General features: G+C 73.4%; 24 protein-coding genes and 1 tRNA gene. 16 read left to right on the forward strand and 9 right to left on the reverse strand.

What is annotated here, in order from left to right; genetic code table 11:
• The first annotated feature begins 182 nt into the window (after nt 1-182).
• The 12 genes from ABZX85_RS08025 to ABZX85_RS08080 all read left to right on the forward strand — a co-directional run bounded on the left by ABZX85_RS08025 (nt 183) and on the right by ABZX85_RS08080 (nt 11,997).
• Nucleotides 183-950, forward strand: coding sequence for an SIMPL domain-containing protein (locus tag ABZX85_RS08025; RefSeq protein ID WP_355863619.1), 768 nt, complete (start codon nt 183-185; stop codon nt 948-950).
• Between the two features lie 223 nt (nt 951-1,173).
• Entirely contained in the window at nt 1,174-2,373 is a 1,200-nt protein-coding gene (locus ABZX85_RS08030; protein WP_355863621.1) for an MBL fold metallo-hydrolase, read from the forward strand.
• A 304-nt stretch (nt 2,374-2,677) separates the two neighbouring features.
• Nucleotides 2,678-5,563 carry an ATP-binding protein gene (locus ABZX85_RS08035; protein ID WP_355863623.1) on the forward strand — a complete coding sequence of 962 codons (2,886 nt, stop codon included), beginning with the start codon at nt 2,678-2,680 and terminating at the stop codon, nt 5,561-5,563.
• Nucleotides 5,564-5,680: 117 nt separating this feature from the next.
• On the forward strand, nt 5,681-6,115 hold the full coding sequence (locus tag ABZX85_RS08040; RefSeq protein ID WP_355863625.1) for a roadblock/LC7 domain-containing protein: 435 nt from the start codon (nt 5,681-5,683) through the stop codon (nt 6,113-6,115).
• 5 nt (nt 6,116-6,120) lie between these two features.
• Nucleotides 6,121-6,486 carry a DUF742 domain-containing protein gene (locus tag ABZX85_RS08045; protein ID WP_040837468.1) on the forward strand — a complete coding sequence of 122 codons (366 nt, stop codon included), beginning with the start codon at nt 6,121-6,123 and terminating at the stop codon, nt 6,484-6,486.
• On the forward strand, nt 6,464-7,138 hold the full coding sequence (locus ABZX85_RS08050; protein WP_355863627.1) for an ATP/GTP-binding protein: 675 nt from the start codon (nt 6,464-6,466) through the stop codon (nt 7,136-7,138). Before ABZX85_RS08045 ends, ABZX85_RS08050 begins: the two co-directional genes overlap by 23 nt.
• A gap of 28 nt (nt 7,139-7,166) precedes the next feature.
• Nucleotides 7,167-7,700 carry a GAF domain-containing protein gene (locus ABZX85_RS08055; protein WP_355863629.1) on the forward strand — a complete coding sequence of 178 codons (534 nt, stop codon included), beginning with the start codon at nt 7,167-7,169 and terminating at the stop codon, nt 7,698-7,700.
• Nucleotides 7,701-7,847: 147 nt separating this feature from the next.
• On the forward strand, nt 7,848-8,876 hold the full coding sequence (gene tdh / locus ABZX85_RS08060; RefSeq protein WP_355863631.1) for an L-threonine 3-dehydrogenase: 1,029 nt from the start codon (nt 7,848-7,850) through the stop codon (nt 8,874-8,876).
• Nucleotides 8,877-8,887: 11 nt separating this feature from the next.
• A complete protein-coding gene (locus ABZX85_RS08065; RefSeq protein WP_355863633.1) occupies nt 8,888-10,081 on the forward strand; it encodes a glycine C-acetyltransferase in 1,194 nt (397 codons plus the stop codon).
• Nucleotides 10,082-10,125: 44 nt separating this feature from the next.
• On the forward strand, nt 10,126-11,028 hold the full coding sequence (locus ABZX85_RS08070) for a LysR family transcriptional regulator (RefSeq protein ID WP_355863635.1): 903 nt from the start codon (nt 10,126-10,128) through the stop codon (nt 11,026-11,028).
• A gap of 36 nt (nt 11,029-11,064) precedes the next feature.
• Nucleotides 11,065-11,610 carry a GNAT family N-acetyltransferase gene (locus ABZX85_RS08075; protein ID WP_355863637.1) on the forward strand — a complete coding sequence of 182 codons (546 nt, stop codon included), beginning with the start codon at nt 11,065-11,067 and terminating at the stop codon, nt 11,608-11,610.
• A gap of 30 nt (nt 11,611-11,640) precedes the next feature.
• Nucleotides 11,641-11,997, forward strand: coding sequence for an MmcQ/YjbR family DNA-binding protein (locus ABZX85_RS08080; protein ID WP_355863639.1), 357 nt, complete (start codon nt 11,641-11,643; stop codon nt 11,995-11,997).
• Between the two features lie 29 nt (nt 11,998-12,026).
• Here ABZX85_RS08080 and ABZX85_RS08085 read toward each other — a convergent pair whose 3' ends face one another.
• Complete coding sequence (locus ABZX85_RS08085; protein WP_355863641.1) at nt 12,027-12,947, reverse strand: transketolase; 921 nt, start codon at nt 12,945-12,947, stop codon at nt 12,027-12,029.
• Nucleotides 12,948-12,977: 30 nt separating this feature from the next.
• Nucleotides 12,978-13,682 (reverse strand): transketolase, encoded by a 705-nt coding sequence (locus ABZX85_RS08090; RefSeq protein WP_355863643.1) that lies wholly within the window; start codon nt 13,680-13,682, stop codon nt 12,978-12,980.
• A gap of 136 nt (nt 13,683-13,818) precedes the next feature.
• On the opposite strand from ABZX85_RS08090, the gene ABZX85_RS08095 reads away from it, so the two are divergent.
• Nucleotides 13,819-13,892: transfer RNA gene (locus ABZX85_RS08095), tRNA-Pro, on the forward strand.
• An 89-nt stretch (nt 13,893-13,981) separates the two neighbouring features.
• On the opposite strand, the gene ABZX85_RS08100 is transcribed toward ABZX85_RS08095, so the two are convergent.
• The 3 genes from ABZX85_RS08100 to ABZX85_RS08110 form a co-directional block, all read right to left on the reverse strand.
• A complete protein-coding gene (locus ABZX85_RS08100) occupies nt 13,982-15,184 on the reverse strand; it encodes a cytochrome P450 (protein ID WP_355863644.1) in 1,203 nt (400 codons plus the stop codon).
• A 544-nt stretch (nt 15,185-15,728) separates the two neighbouring features.
• The gene (locus ABZX85_RS08105; RefSeq protein WP_355863646.1) at nt 15,729-15,854 is read right to left on the reverse strand and encodes a hypothetical protein; all 126 of its coding nucleotides are present in this window, start codon (nt 15,852-15,854) and stop codon (nt 15,729-15,731) included.
• 95 nt (nt 15,855-15,949) lie between these two features.
• The gene (locus ABZX85_RS08110) at nt 15,950-19,048 is read right to left on the reverse strand and encodes a tetratricopeptide repeat protein (protein WP_355863648.1); all 3,099 of its coding nucleotides are present in this window, start codon (nt 19,046-19,048) and stop codon (nt 15,950-15,952) included.
• A 263-nt stretch (nt 19,049-19,311) separates the two neighbouring features.
• Here ABZX85_RS08110 and ABZX85_RS08115 point away from each other — a divergent pair, with 263 nt between their 5' ends.
• Nucleotides 19,312-21,414, forward strand: coding sequence for a tetratricopeptide repeat protein (locus ABZX85_RS08115; protein WP_355863650.1), 2,103 nt, complete (start codon nt 19,312-19,314; stop codon nt 21,412-21,414).
• Nucleotides 21,415-21,427: 13 nt separating this feature from the next.
• On the opposite strand, the gene ABZX85_RS08120 is transcribed toward ABZX85_RS08115, so the two are convergent.
• Both ABZX85_RS08120 and ABZX85_RS08125 read right to left on the reverse strand, forming a co-directional pair.
• A complete protein-coding gene (locus ABZX85_RS08120; RefSeq protein WP_355863652.1) occupies nt 21,428-21,865 on the reverse strand; it encodes a hypothetical protein in 438 nt (145 codons plus the stop codon).
• A complete protein-coding gene (locus ABZX85_RS08125; protein WP_355863654.1) occupies nt 21,862-23,079 on the reverse strand; it encodes a hypothetical protein in 1,218 nt (405 codons plus the stop codon). Before ABZX85_RS08125 ends, ABZX85_RS08120 begins: the two co-directional genes overlap by 4 nt.
• A gap of 239 nt (nt 23,080-23,318) precedes the next feature.
• Here ABZX85_RS08125 and ABZX85_RS08130 point away from each other — a divergent pair, with 239 nt between their 5' ends.
• A complete protein-coding gene (locus tag ABZX85_RS08130; RefSeq protein WP_355863656.1) occupies nt 23,319-25,121 on the forward strand; it encodes an ABC transporter ATP-binding protein in 1,803 nt (600 codons plus the stop codon).
• A 114-nt stretch (nt 25,122-25,235) separates the two neighbouring features.
• Nucleotides 25,236-25,811 (forward strand): sigma-70 family RNA polymerase sigma factor, encoded by a 576-nt coding sequence (locus ABZX85_RS08135; protein WP_355863657.1) that lies wholly within the window; start codon nt 25,236-25,238, stop codon nt 25,809-25,811.
• Between the two features lie 15 nt (nt 25,812-25,826).
• Here the strand turns inward: ABZX85_RS08135 and ABZX85_RS08140 are convergent, their stop codons facing one another.
• Both ABZX85_RS08140 and ABZX85_RS08145 read right to left on the reverse strand, forming a co-directional pair.
• Nucleotides 25,827-26,225 carry a (2Fe-2S) ferredoxin domain-containing protein gene (locus ABZX85_RS08140; RefSeq protein ID WP_355863659.1) on the reverse strand — a complete coding sequence of 133 codons (399 nt, stop codon included), beginning with the start codon at nt 26,223-26,225 and terminating at the stop codon, nt 25,827-25,829.
• Nucleotides 26,225-26,764 (reverse strand): NUDIX hydrolase family protein, encoded by a 540-nt coding sequence (locus tag ABZX85_RS08145; RefSeq protein WP_355863661.1) that lies wholly within the window; start codon nt 26,762-26,764, stop codon nt 26,225-26,227. Before ABZX85_RS08145 ends, ABZX85_RS08140 begins: the two co-directional genes overlap by 1 nt.
• Between the last annotated feature and the right edge of the window lie 11 nt (nt 26,765-26,775).

A 26,775-nucleotide genomic window follows, 5' to 3' on the forward strand; every position in this document is an offset into this window, starting at 1 on the left:
GTGGTGCGGGAGAAACGATTCGGTGCGTGTCACGGGTGCTCGGCCAGTGAGGTGAGCGAGGTGGGCGTACGGGTGTGGTGCGGGTGGGTGATCGGGCCCGGGTGCTGGGATGGCCGTACGCCGGCCGGGGGTCGACCGGGCCGGCGTCATCCCGTCCCCGACCTGCGTAAGGACCGGCCCGCATGCCCCGCACCCGTACGTCCCGCGCCACCGCCGCGCTCGCCGTGACCCTGCTCGCCCTGGGCCTGCCCGCGCTCGCCGCGCCCGGCGCCGCCGCGCTGGACGGCGGGCACGCGCCCACGCACGCGCGCGCCGAGCACGCGCCGACGACCGTCACCGTGACCGGCGACGGCAGCGCCACCGCCGAGCCCGACCTCGCCGTCCTCGGCGTCGGCGTCGAGGCGACCGCGAAGACCGCGAAGGCGGCGATGGCCGCGCAGAACAAGGCGGCCGACGCGCTGCTGGCGGCGGTGCGCAAGCAGGAGATCGCCGACAAGGACGTCCGCACCGACGGCGTGTCCCTCGGCCCCGTCTACGACTACCAGAGCGGCACCGCCGTGCTCACCGGCTACCGGGCCGCCCAGTCGTTCGTGGTGAAGGTCCGTGTCATCGACCGCACCGGCGCCGTCCTCCAGGCCGTCACCGACGCCACCGGGGACGCCGGACGCGTCAACTCGGTCGTCTTCGACCTCGCCGACCGGGAGCCCCTCCAGCGCGCCGCCCGCAAGGCCGCGTTCGCGGACGCGCGCGGCAAGGCGCAGCAGTACGCCACGCTGAGCGGCCGTCGCCTCGGGCGCCTGGTCACGCTGAACGAGGGCGGCACCGGGTACCTCACCCCGGCTCCGCCGATGGCCGCCGACATGCCGGCCGGGGGCCTCGGGGGCGTGCCGATCGCGCCGGGCGAGATCAAGGCGACGTCGTCGGTGACGGCGGTGTACGAACTGGACTGAGCGTCCCGCGTGTCCGGGAAGGCCGTCCGGAGGGCGTTCCGGGCGGCCTTCGGCGTTCCCCGGCGGTGCCGCGCCGAACCGGGACGGGGTCCTTGCGCCGAACCGGAACGAGGTCCTCGTACCGAACCGGAACGGGGGTCCCCGCACCGAACCGGGACCCCCGTTCCGGTTGTCGGCGGGCCGACCTATAGTGGAATCCTCGGCAATTCCACCAGGAGGTACCGTGGCCGGTTCCCGTTCCCTGAGCTCCGGGCTCCGCGCGCTGACGCCCGAGGCGTTCGGCGTGGACCCGAGCGGTGAGCGCATGGCCCGCATCCGCAGATCGCCCCATTTCCGGGACGGTGTCTTCCAGAACCCCGGCGGCGCGCCCCGGGACCGCATCGGCGAAGCGGCCGGGAATTTCGTGAAGACGTATTTCGACAAGGAGGCCCGCGCCCGCCGGGCCCCGTCGGGCACGATCCCCGTACACGCGACGACCCTCGCCGACCTCGCCAAACCCCCGGCCACCGGCCTGCGCGTGACCTGGATGGGCCACTCCAGCGTGCTCGTGGAGATCGACGGGCAGCGGGTCCTGTTCGACCCGGTCTGGGGCGAGCGCTGCTCCCCGGTCCCCTTCGCCGGCCCCAAGCGCCTGCACCCCGCCCCGCTCCCGCTGGCCGCCCTCGGCCCGGTGGACGTCGTCGTCATCTCGCACGACCACTACGACCACTTGGACCTCCCCACGATCAAGGCCCTCGCCGGTACGGACACGCTGTTCGCCGTCCCGCTCGGCGTCGGCGCCCACCTGGAGCACTGGGGCGTCCCGGCGGACCGCCTGCGCGAGCTGGACTGGCACGAGGAGACGAAGGTCGGCGGCCTCACCCTCACCGCCACCCCGGCCCGCCACTTCTGCGGCCGGGGCCTGCGCAACACGCAGCACACCCTGTGGGCGTCCTGGTCCGTCGCCGGTCCCGAGCACCGTGTCTTCCACAGCGGCGACACCGGCTACTTCGAGGGCTTCAAGGACATCGGCGCGGCCCACGGCCCGTTCGACGTGACGATGATCCAGATCGGCGCGTACTCCGAGTACTGGCCCGACATCCACATGACGCCCGAGGAGGGCATGCGCTCCCACCTCGACCTCCAGGGCGGCGCGGCGCGCGGCGTGCTGCTGCCGATCCACTGGGCCACCTTCAACCTCTCGACGCACGCCTGGGCCGAGCCGGGGGAGTGGACGCTGGCGGCGGGCGAGGCGGTCGGGCAGACCGTCGCCGTCCCCGTACCGGGCCAGCCCTTCGAGCCGGCCGGGGCGGTGCCCTCGCGGGCCTGGTGGCGGGCGGTGTCGCAGCCGCTGGAGCGGGAGTGGCCGGTACCGGCGGCGCCCTCGGGCTCCGTGGACTCCGCCGTGTCGCGGGGGGATCTGGATCTCGTCGGCGAGAGCTGAGCGAGCGGGCACGTACGCCGGGGCGGGGTCGGAGGACCCCGCCCCGGCGTTTTGCTTGGCCAGAGCAGGCACGGAGAGTGACGGTCCGCCCGGAGGGGTATGCGGCTTTCGTCGACGATCGTTCCTGATCGGTTGTTTTCGTTTCGGGGTACCCGCGTGGGGCGGAGTATCGGTCAGACGTGCGAGGGCTCATACCAGAGCGGGACGATAGCCGCAGGAGTTCGCCAACTGCCCACCGGGCATGCCGCGTTGGCAACTACTGTGAGTCGCCGGACAGCCCCGACGGACCAGGACGAGGACACGGATGTCGCACCTCCGCGCACCCGCCGCGCGCGCAGACCGCCGTGAGGGCGGACGGCACGGACGACCGGTCGCCCGCACCGCGGCGACCGAGACCCACATACGGCCGCACCTCATGCGGCTCGCGGTGCTCCCGCCGACCGCCGTCGCCCTCGGGGCCTGCGCGGTCGTCCTGTTCACCGTGCGCGCGACCGGCGTCCAGGTCGGCCCCACCCTGTGGGCCGTCCTCGCGGGCGCGGCCGTCGTGACCGGGGCGGGCATCGGCATCGCCGCCGTCACCGCCGGGCGCATCGCCCGGTCCGTCACCGACCGGCTCGACGCGCTGCGCCGGGCCGCCGCGCGCGGGGAGGCCGACCTGCGGGCGCTGGTCGAGGCGTTACGGCGAGGCGACGCGCCGCCCCAGCGCCGTACCCGGGGGCTGCCGCCCGCCGACGCCGACGAGTTCGAGCTGCTCGCGGCGGATCTGGCGCGGGCGCACGACGGGGCGGTCGCGGCGGTCGTCCAGGCGACGCAGCTGTCCAGCCGGACGGGCAGCGAGCAGAAACTGGAGGTCTTCCTCAACCTCGCCCGGCGGCTCCAGTCGCTCGTGCACCGGGAGATCCTGCTGCTCGACGAGCTGGAGAACGAGATCGAGGACCCCGATCTCCTCAAGGGGCTCTTCCACGTCGACCACCTCGCGACGCGGGTGCGGCGGCACGCCGAGAACCTCGCGGTCCTCGGGGGAGCGGTCTCGCGGCGGCAGTGGAGCCATCCGGTCGCCATGACCGAGGTGCTGCGGTCCGCCATCGCCGAGGTCGAGCAGTACTCGCGGGTGAAACTGGTGCCCCCGGTCGACGGGGAGCTGCGCGGGCACGCCGTCGCGGACGTCATCCACCTCCTCGCGGAACTGGTCGAGAACGCGACGGTCTTCTCGGCGCCGCACACGCAGGTCCTGCTGCGCGCCAACCTCGTCACCTCCGGTCTCGCCGTCGAGGTCGAGGACCGGGGGCTCGGCATGCCGCCCGAGGAGCAGGCCCGTATGAACGCCCTCCTCGCCGACCCCGACCAGGTCAACGTCGGCCGCCTCCTCGCCGACGGCCGCATCGGCCTCTTCGTGGTGTCCCAGCTCGCCCGGCGGCACGGGATTCGGGTGCGGTTGCAGAGCAACATCTACGGGGGCGTCCAGGCGATCCTGGTGGTGCCGCAGGCGCTGCTGGGAGGTGCCGGGGGGCCGGGGGTGCGCGGTGGGGTCTCCGGGGGCGCGGAGCCGGGGGGAGTGCCGGGGGGTTCGGGGGCGTCGGGGCGGTCCGGTGCGGGGAACGCCGGGGGTGTCGTCGGCACTGCGGGTGTGTCGGGTGCTTCAGGTGTCGGGGGTGGTTCCGCCGGTTCCGGTACGGCCGGCCCGGCGTCCCCTGCCGCGTCCGGTCCCGCCGGCGTCGTACCCCCGCCCGGCGAGCGGCCTCCGCCGGGCGGTACCCCGCCGCACGGCACCGGGACGCCACGGCGGTCGGCGCCGCGGCACGCGAGTCCGCGGGGGGCCTCGGCCGTGAACGGTGCGCGGGCGGGGGCGCGCGCGTCCGGTGGCGCGACGGGGGGTGGGGGCCATCGGCTCGATGGGACGCGGCCCGGGGGGCACGCCGTCGACCGGTCGGACGAGCTGAACGGTGCGCAGCCGGTGGGGGAGGCCACGCTCGACGGCTTCGCCGGGGTGTCGGCCGACGGGTACTCGACGGGGGGTGTGCCTCGGGTCGGGGGCGCGGGCGGATCTGCGGCGGGGCTCGGTGATACGGGTGCCGGTGCCGCCGGTGGGCCGCGGGGTGTTGCGGGACCGGCTTCCGACGCGGGTGCCGGCGGCGGGGCGTTCGCGCGCGGCTTCGAGGAAGGGGCTGTCGACGGCGTTCACGTCACGGCTCCCGTCTTCTCCGGTGGCTCGGCTTCGGGAGGGGTGGACATCGGCGGTGCGTCCTCCGGGCTCGCCGAAGCGCACGGCTCCGCCGGAGTCCGTGCACAGAGACCGCCGCATGCCGATGGCACGGCGGCGCACGGCCTGAGCGGTCCCGACACCTCAGGTGCGGCCCACCCCGACGGCCAGTCGGTCACCGGCCCGGCTTCCGGGAGCGCCGCCTACGACGGCCCGCCCGCCCCCGGCACGGCTCCCGGCCGGACGAGCACCTCGCCTTCGACCGCCCCCACCCCCGCCGCCGGCACCCGCCTCGACGGCACGATCCCCGGCGCGACCGGCGCGACCGGCCCCCTGGCCTCCGCCGACGCCGTCCACCCCGCCGACGCAGCCTTCGGCCGGCCCGGTGGCCCGCGTTCCGGCGGCCCGGCTCCTTCGGGGAACGTCCGCTCCGCCGCCTCGCCCCACCCCGGCGGCGAACCCCTGGACACCCCGGCTTTCCCCGACGCCACCACCTCCACCGGCCCGGCGCCCGCCACCGGCCCAGCCCACCCCCTCGACCCGGCCTACCCCACCGACCCGGAACACCCCGCCCCCCGCCCCGCCCCCCTCCCCATGCGCAACCCCCGCCAGGAGCGCCCGAACCCCGCCGAGGCGCGGCCCGGGATCAGGGCCGGGGACAGGTCGGCCGTCGAGGAGGTGCGGGGCGAGGTGCCCGTGCCCAGGGTCGGGGCCGTACGGGGAACGATGGGCAAGCCGAAGCTGCCGAGGCGGCGCGCGCAGGAACATCTCGCGCCCCAGTTGCGCGGGGGCCCCGTACCGCGCCCCGAGAGCGAGGAACCCGGCGGACACGACCCCGGTCTGATGGCCGCGTTCCAGCGGGGCATGGGCCTCGCGGAGGCCCAGCTCGGCCTGGAGGCGGACCCCGACCACTCCCTGACCGGCATCCCCGTCCCCCCGACCCGCACCCACCACCCCCATCCGTACGACGGGAGCGCGCCCACGGGATGAACGGCCCCGCACCCGCCACGACGTCCCGGCCCGCCTCCCCGCCGTGAGAAGTCCCCCGGCCCCACCCCCACCCCGAACCCCACCCCCCCGCAACCCCCCTCAAGGAGTCGATCCACCATGGCGAGCGACGCGCCGACCGGCCAGGTATCCGATCTCGACTGGCTGATGAGCGGCCTCGTACAGCGCGTACCCCACACGACGAGCGCGGTGCTCCTGTCGTGCGACGGGCTGGTGAAGTCCGTGCACGGGCTGGACCACGACAGCGCCGACCACATGGCGGCACTGGCCTCGGGCCTGTACTCGCTGGGCCGCAGCGCGGGCGTCCGGTTCGCGGACGGCGGCGACGTCCGGCAGGTGGTGGTCGAGCTGGACTCGGCCCTCCTGTTCGTGACGACCGCGGGCTCCGGCACCTGCCTCGCCGTGATGGCCGGCCGCGAGGCCGACGCCGCGGTCCTCGGGTACGAGATGGCGATGCTGGTCAAGAGCGTCCGCCCGTACCTCGCGACCGCCCCCCGGCAGTACCCCGCCGAACCCCCGGCGATGAGGTCGTGAGCGTGATGGCGGCCGACGGCCCCTGGCTCGACGACGCGGCCGGCCGGCTGGTGCGCCCCTTCACCGTGAGCAACGGCCGCACCAGGCCGACCGTCGCCCTGGACCTGATGTCCCAGGTCAGGGTGACCGGCACGAGCCCCCTCGGCTACCTCGGCCCCGAGCACGCGCAGGCCCTCGACCTGTGCCGCGCTCCCGTCCCGGTCGCCGAGGTGGCCGCCCATCTGAAGCTGCCGGCGGCGGTCACCAAGGTGCTGCTGTCGGACCTCGTGGACTGCGGAGCCCTCACCACCAAACCCCCGGAGTTCCACCACAACCCCACCGACCGGGCCCTACTGGAGGCGGTGCTCGATGGACTACGACGACAGCTTTGAGCACGACGAGCACGACCAGCGCGACGAGCACGACACCCGTGACAGATACGACCCGTACGACGCCTACGAGCCGTACGACGACCAGGCCCCCTTCCCGACCGCGCTGAAGGTGCTCGTCGCGGGCGGGTTCGGCGTCGGGAAGACCACGTTCGTCGGCGCGGTCAGCGAGATCGCCCCGCTGTGCACGGAGGAACTCCTCACCACCGTCAGCGCCGGCACGGACAGCCTCGACGGCGTCGAGAACAAGGTCGAGACGACCGTCGCCATGGACTTCGGCCGCATCAGCCTGGACGCCGAACACGTCCTGTACCTGTTCGGGACGCCCGGCCAGCAGCGGTTCTGGTTCATGTGGGACGAGCTGTGCGAGGGCGCCCTCGGCGCGGTGATCCTCGCCGACACGCGCCGCCTCCAGGACTGCTTCGCCGCCGTCGACTTCTTCGAGGAGCGCGGACTCGGATTCATCGTCGCCGTCAACGAGTTCGACGGCGGCCACCGCTATCACCCGGAGGAGGTCCGGGCCGCTCTGGACCTGAACCCGGCGATCCCGGTGGTCCGCTGCGACGCGCGGATCTCCGCCTCCGGCGTGCAGACCCTGCTGACCCTCGTCAAGCACCTCATCGCCCACACGCCCGCCGAGAACGCCCGGGCATGATTCCCAACTCCCTGTGAGGAGACGCGAGATGAGCTACGGACCGCCGCGCCCGGTGGGGCGGCTGCTGGTCACGCCGGAGGACCGGGAGGCGCCCGCCCGCGCCCGGAGGCTGAGCCGACTCGGCCTCGGGGAACGCGCGGAGCCGATGCTGGACCGGCTCGCCCGGCAGCTCGCGGAAATCACCCGGACGCCGTACGGGATGGTCAACTTCGTCGGTGAGGAACGCCAGTTCTTCGCCGGCCTGTACGTCGCGCCCGGTGGCAAGGGCCTGTTGGGCAGGGAGCTGCCGCGCGACCACGGCTACTGCCCCCATGTCGTCGTCCGGAAAAGGGCGTTGGCCCTCGGGGACGTCGGCGACTACCCCCGGTTCGCGGGCAATCCGGTCGTCGACGAGTACGGCGTCCGCTCCTACCTCGGGGCGCCTCTCGTCGACAGCACCGGGATGGTCCTCGGCACGGTGTGCGTCGCCGACCGCACGCCCCGCGTCTGGGGGACGACCGGCCTGGAGACCGTGAAGGCCGCCGCCGCCGAACTGGTCGTACGACTGGAGGAGAGGGCGTGAAGCGCAGCTGCGGCGCCGCTTAAGAAAAGCTCGATGGACCGGGGCGGCGCGGGTACGGCAGATTCGTCACCGTACCCACCCCCCTCCCCGGACCCGGGCCGCTCCGTCGTGCCCCGGGCCGGAGAACTCACCTCAGGAGCCGCTGCGTTGAAGGCGCTGGTCAAGGAGAAGGCGGAGCCGGGACTGTGGCTGCGGGACGTCCCGGAGCCGGCGGTCGGCGCCGGTGACGTACTGATCAAGGTGCAGCGCACCGGGATCTGCGGGACCGACCTGCACATCCGGTCCTGGGACGGGTGGGCGCGGCAGTCGATCCGCACGCCGCTGATCGTGGGGCACGAGTTCGTCGGCGAGGTCGTCGGGACCGGTGCCGCCGTCACCGACGTCGCGATCGGCGACCGGGTCAGCGGCGAGGGGCATCTTGTGTGCGGGAAGTGCCGTAACTGCCTCGCCGGGCGGCGGCACCTGTGCCGGGCGACCGTCGGCCTCGGGGTGGGCAGGGACGGCGCGTTCGCGGAGTACGTCGCGCTGCCCGCGTCCAACGTGTGGGTGCACCGCGTCCCCGTCGACCTCGACGTCGCCGCGATCTTCGACCCGTTCGGCAACGCCGTCCACACCGCCCTGTCGTTCCCCCTCGTCGGGGAGGACGTCCTCATCACCGGCGCGGGCCCGATCGGCCTGATGGCGGCGGCGGTCGCCCGGCACGCGGGCGCGCGCCACGTCGTCGTCACCGACGTCAGCGAGGAGCGCCTCGACCTCGCCCGCAAGATCGGCGTGAGCCTCGCGCTGAACGTGTCGCGGCGCCGGATCGCCGACGGGCAGCGGGAGCTGGGGCTGCGCGAGGGCTTCGACGTCGGCCTGGAGATGTCCGGGCGGCCCGAGGCGCTGCGCGACATGATCGCCAACATGACGCACGGCGGCCGGATCGCGATGCTGGGCCTGCCCACCGAGGAGTTCCCCGTCGACTGGGCCCGGATCGTCACCTCGATGATCACCCTCAAGGGCATCTACGGCCGTGAGATGTTCGAGACCTGGTACGCGATGTCCGTCCTCCTGGAGGGCGGCCTCGATCTCGCCCCCGTCATCACCGGCCGCTACGGCTACCGCGACTTCGACGCCGCGTTCGCCGACGCGGCGAGCGGCAAGGGCGGCAAAGTCATCCTCGACTGGACGAGCTGAAGGACTTCAGAATGTTCGACTCCGTACGCGACGGCCTGCGCGCCACCCTCGAAGAGATCCGCGCCGCCGGCCTCCACAAGCCCGAACGCGTCATCGACACCCCGCAGTCGGCGACCGTCAACGTCAGCTCCGGCGGCCGTCCCGGCGAGGTGCTGAACTTCTGCGCGAACAACTACCTCGGCCTCGCCGACCACCCCGAGGTCATCGACGCGGCGCACCGCGCACTGGACCGCTGGGGCTACGGCATGGCCTCCGTACGGTTCATCTGCGGCACCCAGGAGGTGCACAAGGAGCTGGAGGCGAGGCTCTCACGGTTCCTCGGCCAGGAGGACACGATCCTCTACTCCTCCTGCTTCGACGCGAACGGCGGCGTCTTCGAGACGCTGCTCTCCGAGGAGGACGCGGTCATCTCCGACGCGTTGAACCACGCCTCGATCATCGACGGCATCCGCCTCTCCAAGGCCCGCCGCCTGCGGTACGCCAACCGTGACATGGCCGACCTGGAACGGCAGCTGAAGGAGGCCGGGTCCGCCCGGCGCCGCCTGATCGTCACCGACGGCGTCTTCTCGATGGACGGGTACGTCGCCCCCCTGCGCGAGATCTGCGACCTCGCCGACCGGTACGACGCGATGGTCATGGTCGACGACTCCCACGCCGTCGGCTTCACCGGCCCCGGCGGACGCGGCACCCCCGAACTGCACGGCGTCATGGACCGCGTCGACATCGTCACCGGCACCCTCGGCAAGGCCCTCGGCGGAGCCTCCGGCGGATACGTCGCCGCCCGCGCCGAGATCGTCGCCCTGCTGCGCCAGCGCTCCCGCCCCTACCTCTTCTCCAACACCCTCGCCCCGGTCATCGCCGCCGCCTCCCTGAAGGTCCTCGACCTCCTGGAGTCCGCCGACGACCTGCGCGAACGCCTCGCCGAGAACACGGCTCTGTTCCGCCGCCGGATGACCGAGGAGGGCTTCGACATCCTCCCCGGCGACCACCCCATCGCCCCGGTGATGATCGGGGACGCGGCGCGGGCGGGACGCCTCGCGGAGCTGCTGCTGGAGCGGGGGGTGTACGTCATCGGGTTCTCCTACCCCGTCGTCCCGCAGGGGCAGGCGCGCATCCGGGTCCAGCTGTCGGCGGCGCACTCCCTGACGGACGTGAACCGGGCGGTGGACGCGTTCGTGTCGGCGCGGGCGGAACTGGACGGGTGAAGGGTCATTAGGGGAACTCCGGGCATCTTGCGATAATCGGGACCATGATCGAAGCTCGGCGGCTCCACATCCTCCGCGCGGTGGCCGACCACCGTACGGTCACGGCGGCAGCCGCCGCGCTCTACCTCACCCCCTCCGCCGTCTCCCAGCAGCTCGCCGCCCTCGAACAGGAGACCGGCCACCGCCTGGTGGAACGCGGCGCCAAGGGCGTACGGCTCACCCCGGCCGGCGAGATCCTGCTCGGCCACACCAACGCCGTCCTCGCCCAACTGGAGCGCGCCGAGGCCGAGTTGGCGGCGTACAGCAACGGCGAGGCGGGTACGGTGACGGTCGCCGCGTTCGCCACCGGCATCGCGCTCGTCGTCGCGCCCGCGATGACCCGCCTGGCCCGCACCGCCCCCGGCATCCGGCTGCGCGTCCAGGACGCGGAGGGCGACGCGAGCCTGCCGATGGTCCTGGACCGGCAGGTGGACGTCGCCGTCGCCGTCGAGTACCGAGGCGCCCCCGCCGCCGACGACCCCCGCCTGACCCACGTCCCCCTCTACGCCGAGCCCTTCGACGCGGTCCTCCCCGAGCACCACCGCCTCGCGGGCGCCGCCGAGGTCCCCCTCGCCGACCTCGCCAAGGACGTGTGGACCGGCCCCTACCCCGGCAACCCCTGCCATGACGTCGCCGTCCTGGCCTGCGAGAACGCCGGTTTCCAGCCGCGCATGGAGCACGCCTCCGACGACTTCCGCGCGGTCGTCGCACTGGTCGCCGTCGGCGCGGGCGTCGCCCTCGTCCCCCGCTCGGCACTGCGCGGCACGGACCTCACGGGTGTCGCCGTCCGCCCCGTCGACGGCGTCGCCCCCACCCGCCGGGTCTTCGCCGCGATAAGGCGCGGCGCGGAGACGCATCCGCTGATCCGGCCCGTCCTCACGGCCCTGGCCGAGGTGAGCCACCCGTAACGCCGCCGTCGTACACGCGGGATAGCGTTTTGCCTCATGAACGCGCTGCCGGATGACGATCGGATCGTACGACTGACCCCTTCCGCCGTCGGCGGGCTGGCCGACCTCCTCGTCGAGGTCGTGGACTCCGGCGCCTCCGTCGGCTTCCTCGCCCCCCTGGACCCCGCCGAGGCCCTGACCTGGTGGACGTCCCGAGCGACCGACCCGGCACTGGCGACCTGGGTCGCGTACGACGGTCCGCGCGTCGTCGGGACGGTCGGGCTCGCCTTTCCGGGCAAGCCCAACAGCCGGCACCGGGCGGAGCTGGTGAAGCTGATGGTCGGCAAGGCGGCGCGGGGGAAGGGGCTCGGCCGGCGGCTGCTGGCGGTCGCCGAGCAGGGCGCCGTCGCCGCCGGGGTGACCCTGCTGCACCTCGACACCGAGACCGGCAGCCCCGTCGAACGGCTGTACGAGTGGGCCGGGTGGACCCGGGCCGGGGTGATCCCGGACTACGCGGCCGATCCCGGCGGGGTCCTGCGCCCGACCACCTTGTACTACAAGCGGATCGGGGCCTCGGCCGTCCAGGGTGACTGCCAGGGGTGACTGTCAGTGGCGGCCGGTACGGTGCGAAGCATGCCGGACGCCGAAGACGTACGCCGAATCGCCCTGTCGCTGCCCGACACCACGGAGAAGACCGCCTGGAACATGCCGACCTTCCGGGTCGCCGGAAAGATGTTCGCCACGCTCCCCGAGGACGAGACGTCCCTCGCGGTGCGCTGCCCCAAGGAGGAGCGCGACGAACTCGTCCTCGCGGAACCCGCCAAGTTCTGGATCGCCTCCCACGAGGCGCAGTTCGCGTGGGTGCGGGCCAGACTCGCGGCCGTCGAGGACGAGGGGGAGCTGCGGGCGATCCTCGCGGACTCGTGGCGGCAGGCGGCGCCGCCGCGGCTGCTGGATGCTTATCCGGAGCTGGGGGTGACGGGGGTGTAGTCGAGGGTGACGGGGGCCGTCCGCTCTGGTCAGGAGACCGGTGTCGGGGTCCGGCGGGGCAGGAACTCGCCGATCCGCCGCCGCAGGGACTCCGCGTCCAGGCCGTGCGCGGCCGTGTGCTCCTCGGGCGTGCCGTAGCGGCGCAGCTCCCGGCGGCCCACGCCGAGCCCGAGGACCCGGTGCGGGCGGTCCGCCAGGGCGTCGTTCGCGGCGGCCGTCGAGGTGCCCGCGAGGTAGGGCTCGACCAGGACGACGTCAGGGGCCGCCGCGTCCGCCGCCCGGCGCAGGGACTCCGCGTCGAAGGGGCGGACCGTCGTGCCGTACAGGACCGTGACGTCCAGGTCCTCCGTCGCCGCGAGGACCGCGTCCAGCGTCGTCCCCACGGCGACGACGACTCCTCGGCGGCCCTCGCGGACGGTGAGGAAGCCGGTGCCGTCGACCGGGTGGGGGCGCGCGTTGGACAGGGTCGACAGGCGGACGTACACCTTGTCGTCCCCGGCGGCCACCGCGTGCCGCAGCAGGGTCTCGGCCTCGTCGGGGTGGCCCGGGACGTGGACGGTCCAGCCGTCCAGCGTGTCCAGGAGGGCGACGTCCCCGGGCGACATGTGCGTGAACCCGCCCGAGGGCCAGTCGTACGACGCCGCCGCGCTCACCAGCACCGCGCCCGCGTCCTGGTGTCCCAGGTCCAGCTTGACCTGCTCGAAGGGGCGCTCCACGAGGAAGCTCGCGAACGTGTGCATGACCGGTCGCATCCCGGTCAGCGCCAGCCCCGCACCCGCCCCGATCAGCAGCTGCTCCCTGATGCCGACGTCGACGACCCGTTCGGGGTGACGCCGGGCGGCCTCGGCGAAGCCGTCCGAACCGATGACGGCGAGGACGACGGCGAGGCGGGGGTTCTCGTCGAGGAGGCGGGTGAGGGTGGGGGCGAAACGGTCGCGCATGGTGTCCATGGGGGTCCTCCGGGGAAGGTCGGTGCGGGCTTACGCGGCGTGCTTCGGTTCCACGCGGGCGATCACCACGTGCGGGCGGCCGGGGTGCGGCGCGGTGAAGGCGTCGTACAGGGCGTCGTGGTCACGGCCGTCGACGGTCGCCGTGGACCAGCCGGCCGCCTCGAAGCGGGCCGCGATCCCGCCGGGGCGGGCGGGCCGGGCCGAGGAGTTGTCGACGACGACGGCGTGCAGCCGGTCCAGGCCCGTGGGGCCGGCGTAGGCGATGGCCTCGTGGTTGCTGCCCTCGTCGAGTTCGGCGTCGCCGGTCAGGACCCAGACGGCCGCGTCGGTCAGGTGCTGGGCGCGCAGGCCGAGGGCCGTGCCGACGGCCAGCGGGAGGCCGTGGCCGAGGGAGCCGCTGCCGATCTCGACGCCGGGGATCAGGACGCGGTCGGGGTGGTGGCCGAGGGGGGAGTCGTAGCCGCCGAAGCCGTCCAGCCACTCCACCGGGACGAAGCCCTTCGCGGCGAGCACTGCGTAGTACGCCATCGGGCCGTGCCCCTTCGACAGCAGGAACCTGTCCCGGCCCGGGTCCTCGGCCCCCTCCGGCGTCACCCTCAGCACCCGGTCGTACAGCACCCACAGCACGTCCAGCGTCGACGTCGCCGCCGGGCCGTGCTTCTCGTCCCCCGTCATCCGGCCCATCAGCCGTGCCAGATCGTCGTACCCGTACGTGATGTCCTCTGCGATCGTCATGCCACCGATCCTGCAACCTCCACCAAACTTGAGGTCAACCCCGCCCCGCCGGGAAAGTGATGCGCGACCCGCTGTCCGAGTGCGGTATATTTTCCCTGCGCGTTCAACCCAGGGAAATCCCAGGTCAGACGGGCAACGGGACGTGGCGCAGCTTGGTAGCGCACTTGACTGGGGGTCAAGGGGTCGCAGGTTCAAATCCTGTCGTCCCGACTGTGGACATCACAGATCGGAAGCCGTTCTCTCAGCTTTGAGGGAACGGCTTTTCGCATGTCCTGCCCGGCCGGTGCGTGTGCCGCGGGTCAGAAACGTACCGGGAGGCTGAGCAGACCTCGGGTGCGCATCGACGGCCGTCGGTGCGGTCCCTCCGGCGGGAGGTCGAGTGCGAGGCCGGGGAAGCGGTCGAGGAGTGCGGAGAGGGCGATCTCGGTCTCCATGCGGGCCAGGGGCGCGCCGAGGCAGTAGTGGATTCCGTGCCCGAGCGCGAGGTGTCCGCCGGTGTCGCGGCCGATGTCGAACCGGTCGGGGTCGGTGAAGCGGCGCGGGTCGCGGTGTGCGGCGGCCAGGGACAGCAGGACGGTCTCGCCGGCCGGGACCACGGTCTCGCCGAGGGGGAGGTCCTCGGCCGGGAAGCGGCGGATGGCCAGGGGCACCGGGCCGTCGAAGCGGGCCGCCTCCTCGACGGCCGGGCCGAGGCGGGTGAAGTCGGCGCGGAGCGCGGCCAGTTGGCCGGGGTGCTCCAGGAGGGCCAGGACGGTGTTGCCGATGAGGTGGACGGTGTTCTCGTATCCGGCGAAGAGGATGAGGAAGGCCAGGGAGGTCAACTCGTCCTCGGTCAGCCGGTCCTCGTCGTCGCGTACGGCGATCAGGGCGGAGAGCAGGTCGTCGGCGGGGGCGGCCCGCTTGGCGGCGAGGAGTTCCGCGAAGTAGCCGAGTATGGCCTTGACGGCTCCCTTCGCCTTCTCCGGCCGGGCCGGGTCGGGGGCCACCAGAGTGTCGGTCCACGACCGGAAGTCCTGACGGGCGTCCGGGGTGATGCCCAGCAGGTCGCAGATCACCGTGATCGGCAGGGGCGCGGCGTAGGACGGGATGAGGTCCGCGTGGCCGAGCGGCGCGATGGCGTCGAGCAGGGCGTCCGCGGTCCTCCTGGTGGGTTCCCGCAGGAGTTCGACCTGTCGCGGGGTGAACGCCTTGGCCACGAGCCGCCGGATGCGGGTGTGGTCCGGCGGGTCCATGTTCAGCAGGTTCGCGTCCAGCGCGGGCGGGAGCGCGAGGCCGTGGTAGCCGCCGGGCTTCGCGTTGCGTTTGTCGAGGGAGAGCCGGGGGTCGGCGATCGCCTGGCGTACGTCCTCGTACCGCGTCACCAGCCAGGCCGGCAGCCCGTCCGTCCCGGTGATCCGGTGCACGGGCCCGTCCTCACGAAGCCGCGCGTACGCCGTGTACGGGTCCGCGATCAGCTCCGCGGGGTCGATGAGGGGGGATTCGCTGGGGGGTGTGGGCGACATGATCTCTAGCCTAGGCAGAATCGTGCGCGGGGGTGGAGCCGGGACTTGAACTCTGCCGCGCCTTCGCCGAACCGGAGGACCTGGTCACGGCCGTCCAGCGGGGCCTGGGCCGGCTCTGGTACCGCAGCGACGTGGCGGACGGCCGCCTCGCCCTGGCGGGACCTGTCAACGGCGTTGCGGGACGGGGGAGTCGACCCGATTCGATTGTCTGACCGCGCCGGACGGGCCGCTGCGGACGCCGGGGGCGGGGGTGCCGGGCGTGTGGACCTCGAAGCAACACCCTCGCCGTCCACCACCATCAACATCACCCTGATCCATTCCCACCGACCCCCCTTGGACCTGGGCCCCTCCGCCGCTTCCTGCAAATCCACGGCCCTGCTCGCGACTTCTGCCTCCCCGTCGCCCGACGCAAGGCACTGCCGAGGACTGGGCTGGTCGCGATCGGGGAGGACGCGCGGAAGTGGATCGAGGTGGCTCGGGTGTTCCCTTGAGGGGGAGGGGGGTGGGGTGGCGGCCGGTGCTGCCACCCCGGTGCGCCGGGGCGCTACATCATGATGTAGCCCCTGTCGGCGCTGACGCTGACCGTTGCGCGGAGGGTGAGTTCGGTGGCCGAGGCAGCCTGCGCGGACAGGCTGAAGGCAGCCAGGACGAGAATGGCTCCGACGGTCAAGCGGCGGGTTGTACGCACGAGCGTTGAGTTCCTTTCGCATGGTGGACGATCTTGCGAAGGAACAGTAGTCCATCGAACGGCAGTCTGAAGAAGTTCTAGCTTCCTGATTGGTTACTTGAGGGTAGTTCATCGTTCTGTTGAGCCATGGCCAGTGCTTCCTCGATCCGCGCCTGCTCGTCGGAATCGTGCGTGTGCTCGGTCAGGGAAAGGGCTTTCCGCAGGTATTTCACCGCCAGGTCTCGTCGGCCGGCGTCGGCGTGGCTCCGGCCGAGATGCCGCATGGCGCGGGCCTCCTGGTGTGCGGCACCGATTTCCTGGGCTATGTCCAGTGCTTCCAGGAGGTGCCGCACGGCCTGTTCGGTCTCCCCCGCTCTGCGGTGGGCTTCCCCAAGACCGGTCAGTATGTCGGCCTGGCTCTTGCGGTCGGCAAGCGCGCGGAATTCTCTGAGGGTCTCCAGATAAAGAGGGAATGCGGTGGCGGTGTCACCGGATTCCGTGAGGACGTCGGCCAAGCTGCCTCGGACTGTCGCGCGGTCGTATCGATTTCCGGAGTTTTCGAGCAGGGTAAGCGATTCTTCGAACGAGTCGCGAGCGGAATCCAGATCTCCGGTTCGCATGTGGAGGACGCCTACATTGTTGAGGCACTTACCCACGGCGGTAGGGTCACCTGCCTCGGTGAAGTAGGCGATCGCCTTCCGGAAGTGTCCCAGAGCGCGTTCGTGCGCGCCGAGGGATTGCGAGATCACCGCCATGTTGTTCAGGAGCCGCCCGGTTGCCTGCGGGTCCCCGGTCGGCGCGACGATGGCGTACGACTCCTGGAAGAACGCGAGGGCGGCATCGAGATCGCCCAGGTGCCACTTCAACGTCCCCAGCATCCGCAGCACCTCCCCCTCCGCCCCCCTGTCCCCGGTCGCCCGTGCCAGCAGCAGGGCCTGTTCTCCCGTGTCCGCCGCTTCCGGGTAGTGGGAGATGTTCGCGTGGGCGGTGGAGAGGCGGAGGAGGGTGTGGCAGAGGGCGGGGCGGTTGCCGGTGGAGGTCCAGTGGGTGACGGCCGGTTCGAGGACGGTCCGGGTGTCCTGCCAGTAGCACTCCTCGTTGAGGAACCCGGCGACGGCGTGGGCCAGCCGGGCGGCGGCCCCGGCGCGGCCGTGGTCGCGGGCGTGGCGTTCGACGGCCAGGAGGTTGACGCGCTCGGCGGCGAGCCACGCCTTCGCGGCGCGGGAGTCGCTCCAGCGGGGCGACCGGGCGTCGGCCGGGGGGCCGTAGGACGACCGGTCGGCGTCCTCGGCGGAGGCGACGTAGAAGTCGGTGAGACGGTCGAGGACCTCGGCGCGGTCCTGATCGGTGTCGTCGGCGAGGGACCGGGTGCGACCGTACGCGCGTAAGAGGTCGTGGTACTGGTAGCGGTCGGGGACGGGCTCTCTCAGGAGGTGTCCGGAGAGGAGGCTCTCCAGGAAGCGTTCCGCCTCCCGCGCGGGCCTGCCCAGCGCCGCGGCGGCCGATTCCGCGGTGATCTCCGGGCCGGGATGCAGGCTGAGGCGCCGGAAGGCGACGCGCTGTTCCTCGGTCAGCGTCCGGTAGGTGAGGTCGAGGGCCCGCGCCATCTCCGCCCGGTCGGCGTCGCGGATCTCGCTCAGCCGGTCCTCCGCGCGGGCGAGCCGGTCGGCGAGGGTCGCCGGCGTCCAGGAGGGGTGCGCGCGGAAACGGCTCGCGACCAGCTCGACGGCCAGCGGGAGGTGGCCGCACAGCCGGACGATCCGGGTGACCTGCGCGATGTCCCTCGTGCGGTCCTCCCCGGCGAACGCGCGGAACAGCGCGATGGCGTCGTCGGCGGGCAGCACGTCCAGCGGGATGTGCCGGGCGTGCGGCAGGCCGGTGAGATGGCGGCGGCTGGTGACGATCGTCAGGGAGGGCGAGCCGCCCGGCAGCAGCGGTGTGACCTGGTCGGTGCTGACGGCGTCGTCGAGGACGATGACGGCCCGCCGGTCGGCGAGCATGGTCCGCCACAGGGCCGTACGCGCTTCGAGTTCGACGGGAACGTCCTCCGCGGGGGTGCCGAGGAGGCGCAGCAGGGTGGCCAGCGCCGCGCCGGGGCTCAGCGGTTCGCCGGCGGGGGAGTGGCCGCGCAGGTCGAGGTAGAGCTGGGCCGAGGGGAAACGGTCCGCCAGCCTGCCCGCCGCGAAGACGGACAGGGCCGTCTTGCCGACTCCGGCCATCCCGCTGACGGTGCTCACCGACTCCAGGCTGATCACCGAACCGTCACCGGCCTCGGCGCCCAGGAGGCGCAGTTCCGCGTGGCGGCCGACCAGCGGAGGCTGGTGCGGCAGGTTGTACGGCGTGGCGGGCGCAGGTGGCGGCGGACTCGCGGCCGGACGGGGGCGGCGGCGCCCCTGGACGAGGTCGGTGACCGGCACCCGGTCGAGGAGCCCGCGGTGGATGCGGTCCAGTTCCGCGCCGGGCCGGGCGCCGTACTGGGTCAGCAGGAGGCTGCGCGTCTCCTGGTGGACCCGCAGCGCGTCGGTGTACCGGTCGCCTCCGTAGTACGCCAGCATCAGCTGGCCCGCGAGCGTCTCGTCGCCGGGGTGCCGGTCGACGAGGGCGGCGAGTTCGGCTCCGGCGTCCGTGAAGCGGCCGAGTCTCAGCAGGGTGGCCGTACGGGAGACGGTCGCGGCCAGCCGTCGTTCCGCCAGCGCCCGGCGCGTCGTCTCGGCCCACAGGCCGGGCAGCCCCGCGAGGGCCTCACCGTGCCAGAGGCGCTCGGCCTGCTCGTGGAGCGCGACGGCCCGCTCGTCGTCGCCCTCCGAGGTGGCGGCGCCCGCCTTCGTGGCCAGCCGCAGGAACCGGTGCCAGTCCACGCTCTCCGGGGCGGCTTCCAGGGTGTAGGTGTGGGCGCGGCTCAGGATGCGGGGCGCGTCCGGCGGCGGGGGGCCGGGGAGCTTGAGCCGGCGGCGCAGCTTGGACATGTAGCTGTGGGTGTTCGCGCGCGCGTGCGGCGGGGGTTCGCCGTCCCAGAGCCGGTCCATGAGCGTGTCCAGGGCGATCGGGTGTCCCACGTCCAGCGCCAGCAGGGCGAGGAGGCCGCGTTCGCGGTCGGACCCCAGTTCCACGCGCCGGCCGTCCACCCGTAGACCCACCGGGCCCAGTACCTGGAATTCCACCAGCGCCTCCCGCTGGTCCGGCCATGCCGCAGGCATGACAGGGGGTAATGGACATGTCAGGAGTGTCGAGCATGACAGCAGCGGGAAAGCGATTTCCAGTGGTGGTTCCGTGCTGACCGAAAGGAGACGCGGCGCTGGCCGGGAGAGGGTCGTCCGCCGCCGTCGGAACCGTTCCCTCCTCGGGACGCCCGCGTTCCGCCCAGGTCGGAGCATGTGCCTGTGGCATAGTCCACCCGGTGGCACGGGTAGAACCGCCATGATCGAAGTCATCGGGGGACCGGCCGAAGGGGGACGACGGCATGACCGCGGCAGGCGAGAACGAGACCCGCAACACCGTTCAGGGGGAGGCCCGGCTGTACGGGCCCACCGTCCAGGCCCGCGACATCCACGGCGGCGTCCACATCCGCGCCGACGCGCCCCAGCCGCCGCCCCGGCCCCGCCAACTCCTCCCCGTCCCGGCGCACTTCACCGACCGGGAGACCGAACTCCGCGCCCTCGACCGGTCGCTGGACAGGAACGAGGGCTCCTCCGGGCCGCTGATCGTCGTCACGGGCCCCGCCGGGGTCGGCAAGACCACCCTGGTCTCCCACTGGCTGCGCGGCCGTCAACCCTCCTTCTCCGACGGCCAGTTGTACGCCGACCTGCGCGGACACGCGGCCGACGGACCAGCTGACCCCGGCGAGATCCTGGGCCGCTTCCTGTGGGCCCTCGGCGCGGGCGCCGTCCCCGTCGACCTCGCCGAACGCTCCTCCCTGTGGCGGTCCGTCACCGCCGACCTGCGCATCGCGGTCATGCTGGACAACGTCTTCAGCGCCGCGCAGATCCGCCCCCTGTTACCCGGCGCGGCCGGCTGCCTCGTGGTCGCCACCAGCCGCCGCAGACTCACCGGACTGCGCCTGGACGGCGCCGAGTTCCACCAGGTGCGCGCGCTGGACCCGGACGCCGGGGTACGGCTGTTCATCCGGGCCGCCGGGGAGGACCGGGTCGGCGCCGAACTGTCCGCCGTCCGCGAGGTCGTGTCCCTGTGCGCGGGACTCCCGCTCGCGGTGTGCCTCGCCTCCGCCCGGCTCGCCGCCCGCCCCGGCCAGCCGGTCGCCGCCCTCGCCGACGCCCTCGCGCCCGACGCCGGGCGGCTGTCCGCGCTGGAGATCGAAGGGGAAGTCACCGTGCGCAAGGCCCTGGACGCGTCGTACGCCGTACTCGGAGCGGAGGCGGCCCGTCTCTACCGGGCCCTCGGGCTGCTGCCGCTGCCCGACTTCGACACCCGGACCGCCGCCGCCGCGCTCGCCGAACCGCCGGAGCGGGCCGCGCTCCTGCTCGACGAACTCGTGGACGCCAACGTCCTGGAGGACATCGGGCCCGACGCCTTCCGCTTCCACGACCTCGTCCGGGTCCACGCCCGGGACCGGGCGACGGCCGTCGAGACGGAGCCGGAGCGCGAGCGGACGCTGCGCCGGGTGGCGGACTGGTTCCTCACGGCGGCCACCGAGGCCCAGCGCCTCATCACCCCGGTCCAGCTCACCCTGCCCCGGACGTACGCCCACCCCACCCCGCTCACCGCGCCGTTCACGGACGACCGCGGCGCGCTCGACTGGCTGGACGCGCGGCGCGGGAACCTCATGGCCGTCCTGCGCCTCGCCGCCGAGCGCGGCTGGAACGCCACAGCCTGGCAACTGACCGACGCGCTATGGCCCTTGGTCCTTCGGCTGCGCCACTACGACCTGTGGATCGAGGCCCACCGCATCGGCCTCGCCGCCGCCCGCGCGGACGGACACCGCGAGGCCGAACGCCAGATGCTCAACTCCGGTGCCATCGGCCTGAGCGCGGCCGGGCTGACCGACGAGGCGATCGAGTGGTACACCGCCTCCCTGGCGGCGGCCCGCGACGCCGGCGACACCCGGGACGCGGGACAGGCGCTGCTCGGCCTCGGCGGCTGCCACCTGGAGTCGGGCCGCCCCGCCGAGGCGCGGCGCCTGCTGCGGGACGCGATCGCCGCCTGGGAGGAGTGCGGCTACCCGCGCGGCGTCGCCCTCGCCAGGATTCTCCTCGGCCAGGCGGCCCTCGCCGACGGCGAACCCGACCGCGCCGCCGCCCTGTTCACCCGGGCCAGGGAAACCCTCCTGGCCGTCGCCGACCCGCACGACGCGGCCCGCGCCCTCGTCTTCCTGGGCCGCGCCCGCGCCCGCGCCGGAGACCCCGCCGAGGGGACCGCCCTCATGACGGAGGCCCTCGCCGTCTTCACCGCCTCCGGCGCCGCCCACTGGCAGGCCCGCGCCCTGGAGATGCTCGGCGACACCGCGCACGAACAGGGCACGGACGCCCGGGAGTTCCACGCCCGTGCCCGCGCCCTGTACGAGACCACCAGCCCGGCCGACGCACGCCGGCTCGCAGAGCGGCTCTGACGCCCCGGCGCCCTCAGGACGCCGGGATCACCCGCACCTCCTCGATGTCACCCAGCGCGTACCCCGCCACCAGCCAGGCGTGCAGGCACGACACCAACAGGGGCCGGTGCACGGGCACTCGGCGGATCAGCAGCACCTCCGTCCCGTCGGTCACGGCCCAGCCCCCGCCCCGCACCGCCGCCCCGGCCACCCGGCAGGAAGGGTGGGCGGCCAGGATCTCCGCCACCCGGCGCACCGCCACCTCGGGCGGGCTCGGGCGTCGCGTGTACAGGACGTCGGCGCAGGCCCGCCACCGGGACTCCGCGCACCGGTCGACGTCCACCGCGAAGTGCTCGTCCTCGCCGCCCGTACCGGGCCGTGCCGTCACGCCGTACGTTCGCCCGCCCGCGCGGATGCGCAGCCCGAGCCCGGGAGCGCCGTCCGGTGGGCCGGCCGTGACGAGGCGCCTCATGCCGGGACCCCCCGTCGGCCCGGGACCCAGGTGCCGAGGGCGGGCGGCGACGGCAGCGGGACCGTCTCCGGCTCGTGGGCCGGCTGGCCGAGGCCCAGCACCCGGTACATGAGCCGCCGCATGTTGCGGTTGAACCGGCCCGGCTCCGAGGTGATGCGGCCGGCGATCGCCGCGTAGTCCGCCCTGCGGTACTCGGCGGCGGCGTACCGCAGCTGCCCGACGAGCGGATGCACGGGCGACAGCGCCGGCGCGGTGACCGCCAGCGCCGCCGCCGGGGAGAGCGGGTTGATCTCCTGGGCCGGTGAACCCGTCAGCAGGATCGGCGCTCCGGTGAGCGTGCCGTACAGCGTCACCGAGCCGTGGTCCCCGATGATCCAGTCCGCCGCGATCAGCACACTGCGCCAGTCCGCCTCCGGCGGCAGGAGGGCGATGCCCGGACCCGCGCCGCGCGACAGCCAGGCCCGCACCTGCCACGAGCCGTGGCCCGACCACACGTTGGGGTGCACGAGGAGCACCACCCGGTACCGTTCGGCGGGCAGCTCCGCGACGAGCCGGGGCAGCAGCGCCTCGAACCGGCCGAACGACGAGAGCGCGCCCCACGTCGACACGACCGCCACCAGTTTCTCCCCCGCCCGCAGTCCGAGCGACCGGCGGTAGGCGGGGCGCAGCCGCAGGCTCGCCGCGATCCGGTCGTGGGCGGGATCGCCCACCACGTGCGCGAGCGGCAGCGCCTCCGGGCAGTGGCGCTCCAGCTCGGCCAGTTCGGCGTGGTGCGGGACGGCCACCGCGGCGGGCAGCCGGCCGCCCGGGGCCAGATCCTGCCGCCGCAGACCCGCCACACCCGTGCACGCCCCCGCCGTCACCCGCTTCAGATACCCGGCGCCGTGCGGAAGCGTGATGAGCGGCGCGGAGAGCTGTTCCACCCCGCGCGGACCCGCCGCCAGCGCCAGGTCGAACGGTGTCGTGACCGCCTCGTCCCACGGCACCACCGCGCCCCCCAACCGGCTGAGGAAGCCCGGGACTTCGTCGCCGAAGGCGTGCGGCGGCGCGGTGAACAGGACCTGGAGGCGGAAGTCGGCCGCCAGCAACGACAGCACGTCGACCAGCCGTTTGCCGTAGGTGAGGGTGTGCACGACGGCCAGCACCGTCCTGCGCGCGACGAGCGTCAGCCGCTCGCGTCCGTCGTGCAGAGGTTCTCTGAGTGACCCTGACATGATGTGTCCCCGTTTCCCCCTCGGGCCCGATGCGGCCCGGCTGTCCGGACCGTGCCCGCGCCGGTGGACGGAACCCTTGTCCGAACCTTGCCGAAACCCTGCGGTCCCCGGCCGGGGCGGAGGAAAAACGCTTGGACGGCGTGGTCGCCCCCGCGGGACACTGCCCGTTCCTCCTCCGATTTGTCCCCGCTTGCGTGCTGTTTCTCGCGCGCGCGGGGCCCGAGCGACGCAGGGACGGGATGGATACGGCTGAATCACGCAAGGGCGCGGTGGTGCTCGCCCTTCGGTACTACGGACGGGAGTTGGGACGGCTCAAACGGCTGGCGGTGCCCGCGTTGCTGCTGCCCGCGCTGGGGAACGCGGGCATCAACTACGTGGCGCCGCTGGTGGTGGCGAAACTGGTGGGGCGGATCGCGGACGACGGGAACGTGTCGGTCGCGACCGCGTGGCCGTACGTCGTGACGTTCGCTGTCGTGATGCTGACCGCGGAGGCGCTGTGGCGGATCGGCATCCACTGCCTGAACCGGGTGGACGCACTCGGGGTCGAGCATCTGTACGTCGTCGGCATGGACGAACTCTTCGCGAAGGACGCGGCGTTCTTCCACGACAACTTCGCGGGCTCCCTCACCAAACGGGTGCTGAGCTTCGCCTCGCGGTTCGAGGAGTTCGCGGACACCCTCGCCTTCCAGGTCTTCGGCAGCCTGGTGCCGCTCGTCTTCGGCTCCGTCGTGCTCTGGAGCTACGAACCCTGGCTCGTCGTCTGCCTGTTGACGATGATCCTGGTCACCGCCGTGGGCGTCACCCCGCTGATCCGGCGCCGGCAACGGCTCGTCGACGAGCGGGAGGAGGCCATCGCGCGGGTGTCCGGGCATGTCGCCGACAGCCTCATGAACATGGACACCGTGCGGGCGTTCGCCGCCGAGGAGCGCGAGGCCGCCGAACACCGGGTCCGCGTCGCGGAGTCCAAGCGGCTGATGCTGAGGTCGTGGGACTACGGCAACCTGCGCATCGACACGTTCGTCGCGCCGATGTCCGTCCTCACCAACGCGCTCGGCCTGCTGCTGGCCGTCATGCTGGCCGGGGGCGGGCACAGCGTGGAGGCGATCGTCGTGGCGTTCACCTACTTCATGAGCGCCACCCGCATCATGTTCGACTTCAACCAGATCTACCGCCGCATGGAGAGCTCCATGACGGAGGCGGCCCAGTTCACCGAACTGCTCCTCACCTCGCCGACCGTCGTCGACTCCCCCACCCCGGAGCCGCTCGCGCCGCGCTCCGCCGACGTCCGCTTCGACCAGGTGACCTTCGCGCACGGCGGCGGAGATCCGCTCTTCCACAAACTCGACCTGGACGTGCCGAGCGGGACGAAGATCGGGCTGGTCGGCAGGTCCGGCGGCGGCAAGACGACACTCACCCGGCTGCTGCTGCGGATGACCGACATCGACGGCGGGCGCATCCTCGTCGGCGGGCAGGACATCAGCCGGCTGCGCCAGTCCGACCTGCGCGGCCTCATCGCGTACGTCCCGCAGGAACCGGCCATGTTCCACCGCACCCTGCGGGAGAACATCGCCTTCGCCCGGCCCGACGCCACCGAGGCGGAGATCCGGCGGGCCGCCGAAGCCGCCCACGTCACGGAGTTCGCCGACGCGCTGCCCGAGGGCTTCGACACGATGGTCGGCGAGCGGGGCGTCAAGCTCTCCGGCGGGCAGCGCCAGCGCGTCGCCCTCGCCCGCGCGATCCTGCGCGACGCGCCGATCCTCCTCCTCGACGAGGCCACCAGCGCGCTCGACTCCGAGAGCGAACTCCTCGTCCAGGACGCGCTGTGGCGGCTGATGGAGGGCCGTACGACCCTGGTCGTCGCCCACCGCCTCTCCACCGTCGCCGGCATGGACCGCCTCGTCGTCCTCGACCGGGGGCGGATCATCGAACAGGGCAGCCACACGGAACTGCTCGCGGCGGAGGGCGCCTACGCGAAGCTGTGGCAGCACCAGTCGGGCGGATTCCTGGACGACACGGCCGACGAGGCGGGGGTGAGGGCGTGAGGTAAAGGGGGCGGGGAGGCCGGGGCGGGCCTCCCTGGCACCCCGCTACGGACTCCCTGTGGTTTCCCCCGGTGCCGGGGGCGCGGCCCCGGCCCGCTGCCAGGATGGGGCGTCATGAACCCCGGCAAGCACACCAAGCGCCGCCTGCCGCCCAGGTCGGGCCACCGCAAGGCGTCCCGCGTGCACGACGACACCCGTACGACCGCCCTCGCCCTCGCCGCCAGGGACGGCGACCCCGTCGCCGGTGAGGCGTGGACGAGGGCGCTCTACCGGGACGTCCTGCGGTACGTCGTCCACCTCGGCGCCGACCCGCAGGCCGCCGACGACGTCGTCCAGGACACCTTCCTGCGGGCGCTCACCGCGCTGCACCGGTTCGAGGGGCGGTCCTCCGCGCGGTCCTGGCTGCTGGCGATCGCGCGGCACGCGGTCGTCGACAGCCACCGGCGCCGCGCGGCGCAGGACCCGCCCCGGGAGAGCGCCGAGGCGGGCGCCGGGTTCGAGGAGGGCGTCGTCCTCGGGGAACTGCTCGGGCTGCTGCCGCCGGAGCGGCGCGAGGCGTTCGTCCTCACGCAGCTCGCGGGATGGTCCTACGAGGAGGTCGCGCGGCGGGCCGACTGCCCGGTCGGGACGGTCCGCTCCCGGGTCGCGCGGGCGCGTACGGCGCTGGCGGAGCAGGTCAGGGGAGGGTGAGGGCCGAGAGAGATCTCACCGACGCGACCGTGCCCTGCTCCCCCTCGGCGCCTTTACGAACTGCATCTCCAGGGTCGCCGGAGGTTCCGCCACCCCCGGGCCGCCCGCCTCCGCCCACCCGATGAGTTCCTCCGTCGCGTCGTCGTCCGTGGCGAAGCCGATCCAGACGGAGCGGGCGCCGGCGAGACGGGCGGCGGTGGCGGGCTGGACGACGATGACGTTCGCCTGGTCGCAGGGGCCGAGGCAGTCGGTCGTCCGCACGGTGAACGTGCCGCCGGAGGACGCGGCGGCGGCCCGCAGCCGCTCCAGCTGCCAGGCGTGGTCGAAACCGGGGTTCTTGCGGCGGTCACCGCAGCAGCAGCCCCTGCACACCACGAGTGTGCAGGGGGCACCGCGCTGGGCGGGGAAGGGCATCAGGAGGCCGAGAGGCCGACGTGGGCCAGGGCCTGGCGCAGCAGGAAGCCGTGCCCGCCGGGCATCTCGCTCTGCACGGCCGGGGAGGCCGCCTCCTGCGGCTCGAACCACACCAGGTCGAGCGCGTCCTGCCGGGGCTGGCAGTCGCCGGTCACCGGCACGATGTACGCGAGCGACACCGCGTGCTGACGCGGGTCGTGGTACGGCGTGACCCCCTGCGTGGGGAAGTACTCGGCCACCGTGAACGGCTGGAGCGCGGCCGGCAGCCGGGGCAGCGCCACCGGCCCGAGGTCCTTCTCCAGATTGCGCAGAAGGGCGTCGCGGACGCGCTCGTGGTGCAGGACCCGGCCCGAGACCAGGGTCCGGCTGACATCGCCGTCCGGTCCGATGCGCAGGAGCAGGCCGATGCTGGTGATCTCGCCCCGGTCGTCCACGCGGACGGGCACGGCCTCGACGTACAGGATCGGCATCCGGGCGCGCGCCAGTTCAAGCTCGTCCTGGCTCATCCAGCCGGGCGTGGTCTCGGTCATGTCAGACATTGCTTGATCAT

The sequence above is a fragment of the Streptomyces sp. NPDC004539 genome (assembly GCF_040610055.1).
Classification (GTDB): domain Bacteria; phylum Actinomycetota; class Actinomycetes; order Streptomycetales; family Streptomycetaceae; genus Streptomyces.

Bases quoted from the DNA above. Each gene is read 5' to 3' on its own strand.
- ABZX85_RS08070 (WP_355863635.1), top strand. From the start codon at position 10,126: ATGATCGAAGCTCGGCGGCTCCACATCCTCCGCGCGGTGGCCGACCAC.
- ABZX85_RS08130 (WP_355863656.1), top strand. From the start codon at position 23,319: ATGGATACGGCTGAATCACGCAAGGGCGCGGTGGTGCTCGCCCTTCGG.
- ABZX85_RS08135 (WP_355863657.1), top strand. From the start codon at position 25,236: ATGAACCCCGGCAAGCACACCAAGCGCCGCCTGCCGCCCAGGTCGGGC.
- ABZX85_RS08085 (WP_355863641.1), bottom strand. From the start codon at position 12,947: ATGGACACCATGCGCGACCGTTTCGCCCCCACCCTCACCCGCCTCCTC.
- ABZX85_RS08120 (WP_355863652.1), bottom strand. From the start codon at position 21,865: ATGAGGCGCCTCGTCACGGCCGGCCCACCGGACGGCGCTCCCGGGCTC.
- ABZX85_RS08145 (WP_355863661.1), bottom strand. From the start codon at position 26,764: ATGTCTGACATGACCGAGACCACGCCCGGCTGGATGAGCCAGGACGAG.
- ABZX85_RS08050 (WP_355863627.1), top strand. From the start codon at position 6,464: ATGGACTACGACGACAGCTTTGAGCACGACGAGCACGACCAGCGCGAC.
- ABZX85_RS08140 (WP_355863659.1), bottom strand. From the start codon at position 26,225: ATGCCCTTCCCCGCCCAGCGCGGTGCCCCCTGCACACTCGTGGTGTGC.
- ABZX85_RS08040 (WP_355863625.1), top strand. From the start codon at position 5,681: ATGGCGAGCGACGCGCCGACCGGCCAGGTATCCGATCTCGACTGGCTG.
- ABZX85_RS08055 (WP_355863629.1), top strand. From the start codon at position 7,167: ATGAGCTACGGACCGCCGCGCCCGGTGGGGCGGCTGCTGGTCACGCCG.
- ABZX85_RS08080 (WP_355863639.1), top strand. From the start codon at position 11,641: ATGCCGGACGCCGAAGACGTACGCCGAATCGCCCTGTCGCTGCCCGAC.
- ABZX85_RS08115 (WP_355863650.1), top strand. From the start codon at position 19,312: ATGACCGCGGCAGGCGAGAACGAGACCCGCAACACCGTTCAGGGGGAG.
- ABZX85_RS08025 (WP_355863619.1), top strand. From the start codon at position 183: ATGCCCCGCACCCGTACGTCCCGCGCCACCGCCGCGCTCGCCGTGACC.
- ABZX85_RS08045 (WP_040837468.1), top strand. From the start codon at position 6,121: ATGGCGGCCGACGGCCCCTGGCTCGACGACGCGGCCGGCCGGCTGGTG.
- ABZX85_RS08065 (WP_355863633.1), top strand. From the start codon at position 8,888: ATGTTCGACTCCGTACGCGACGGCCTGCGCGCCACCCTCGAAGAGATC.
- ABZX85_RS08075 (WP_355863637.1), top strand. From the start codon at position 11,065: ATGAACGCGCTGCCGGATGACGATCGGATCGTACGACTGACCCCTTCC.
- ABZX85_RS08100 (WP_355863644.1), bottom strand. From the start codon at position 15,184: ATGTCGCCCACACCCCCCAGCGAATCCCCCCTCATCGACCCCGCGGAG.
- ABZX85_RS08090 (WP_355863643.1), bottom strand. From the start codon at position 13,682: ATGACGATCGCAGAGGACATCACGTACGGGTACGACGATCTGGCACGG.
- ABZX85_RS08035 (WP_355863623.1), top strand. From the start codon at position 2,678: ATGTCGCACCTCCGCGCACCCGCCGCGCGCGCAGACCGCCGTGAGGGC.
- ABZX85_RS08125 (WP_355863654.1), bottom strand. From the start codon at position 23,079: ATGTCAGGGTCACTCAGAGAACCTCTGCACGACGGACGCGAGCGGCTG.
- ABZX85_RS08110 (WP_355863648.1), bottom strand. From the start codon at position 19,048: ATGCCTGCGGCATGGCCGGACCAGCGGGAGGCGCTGGTGGAATTCCAG.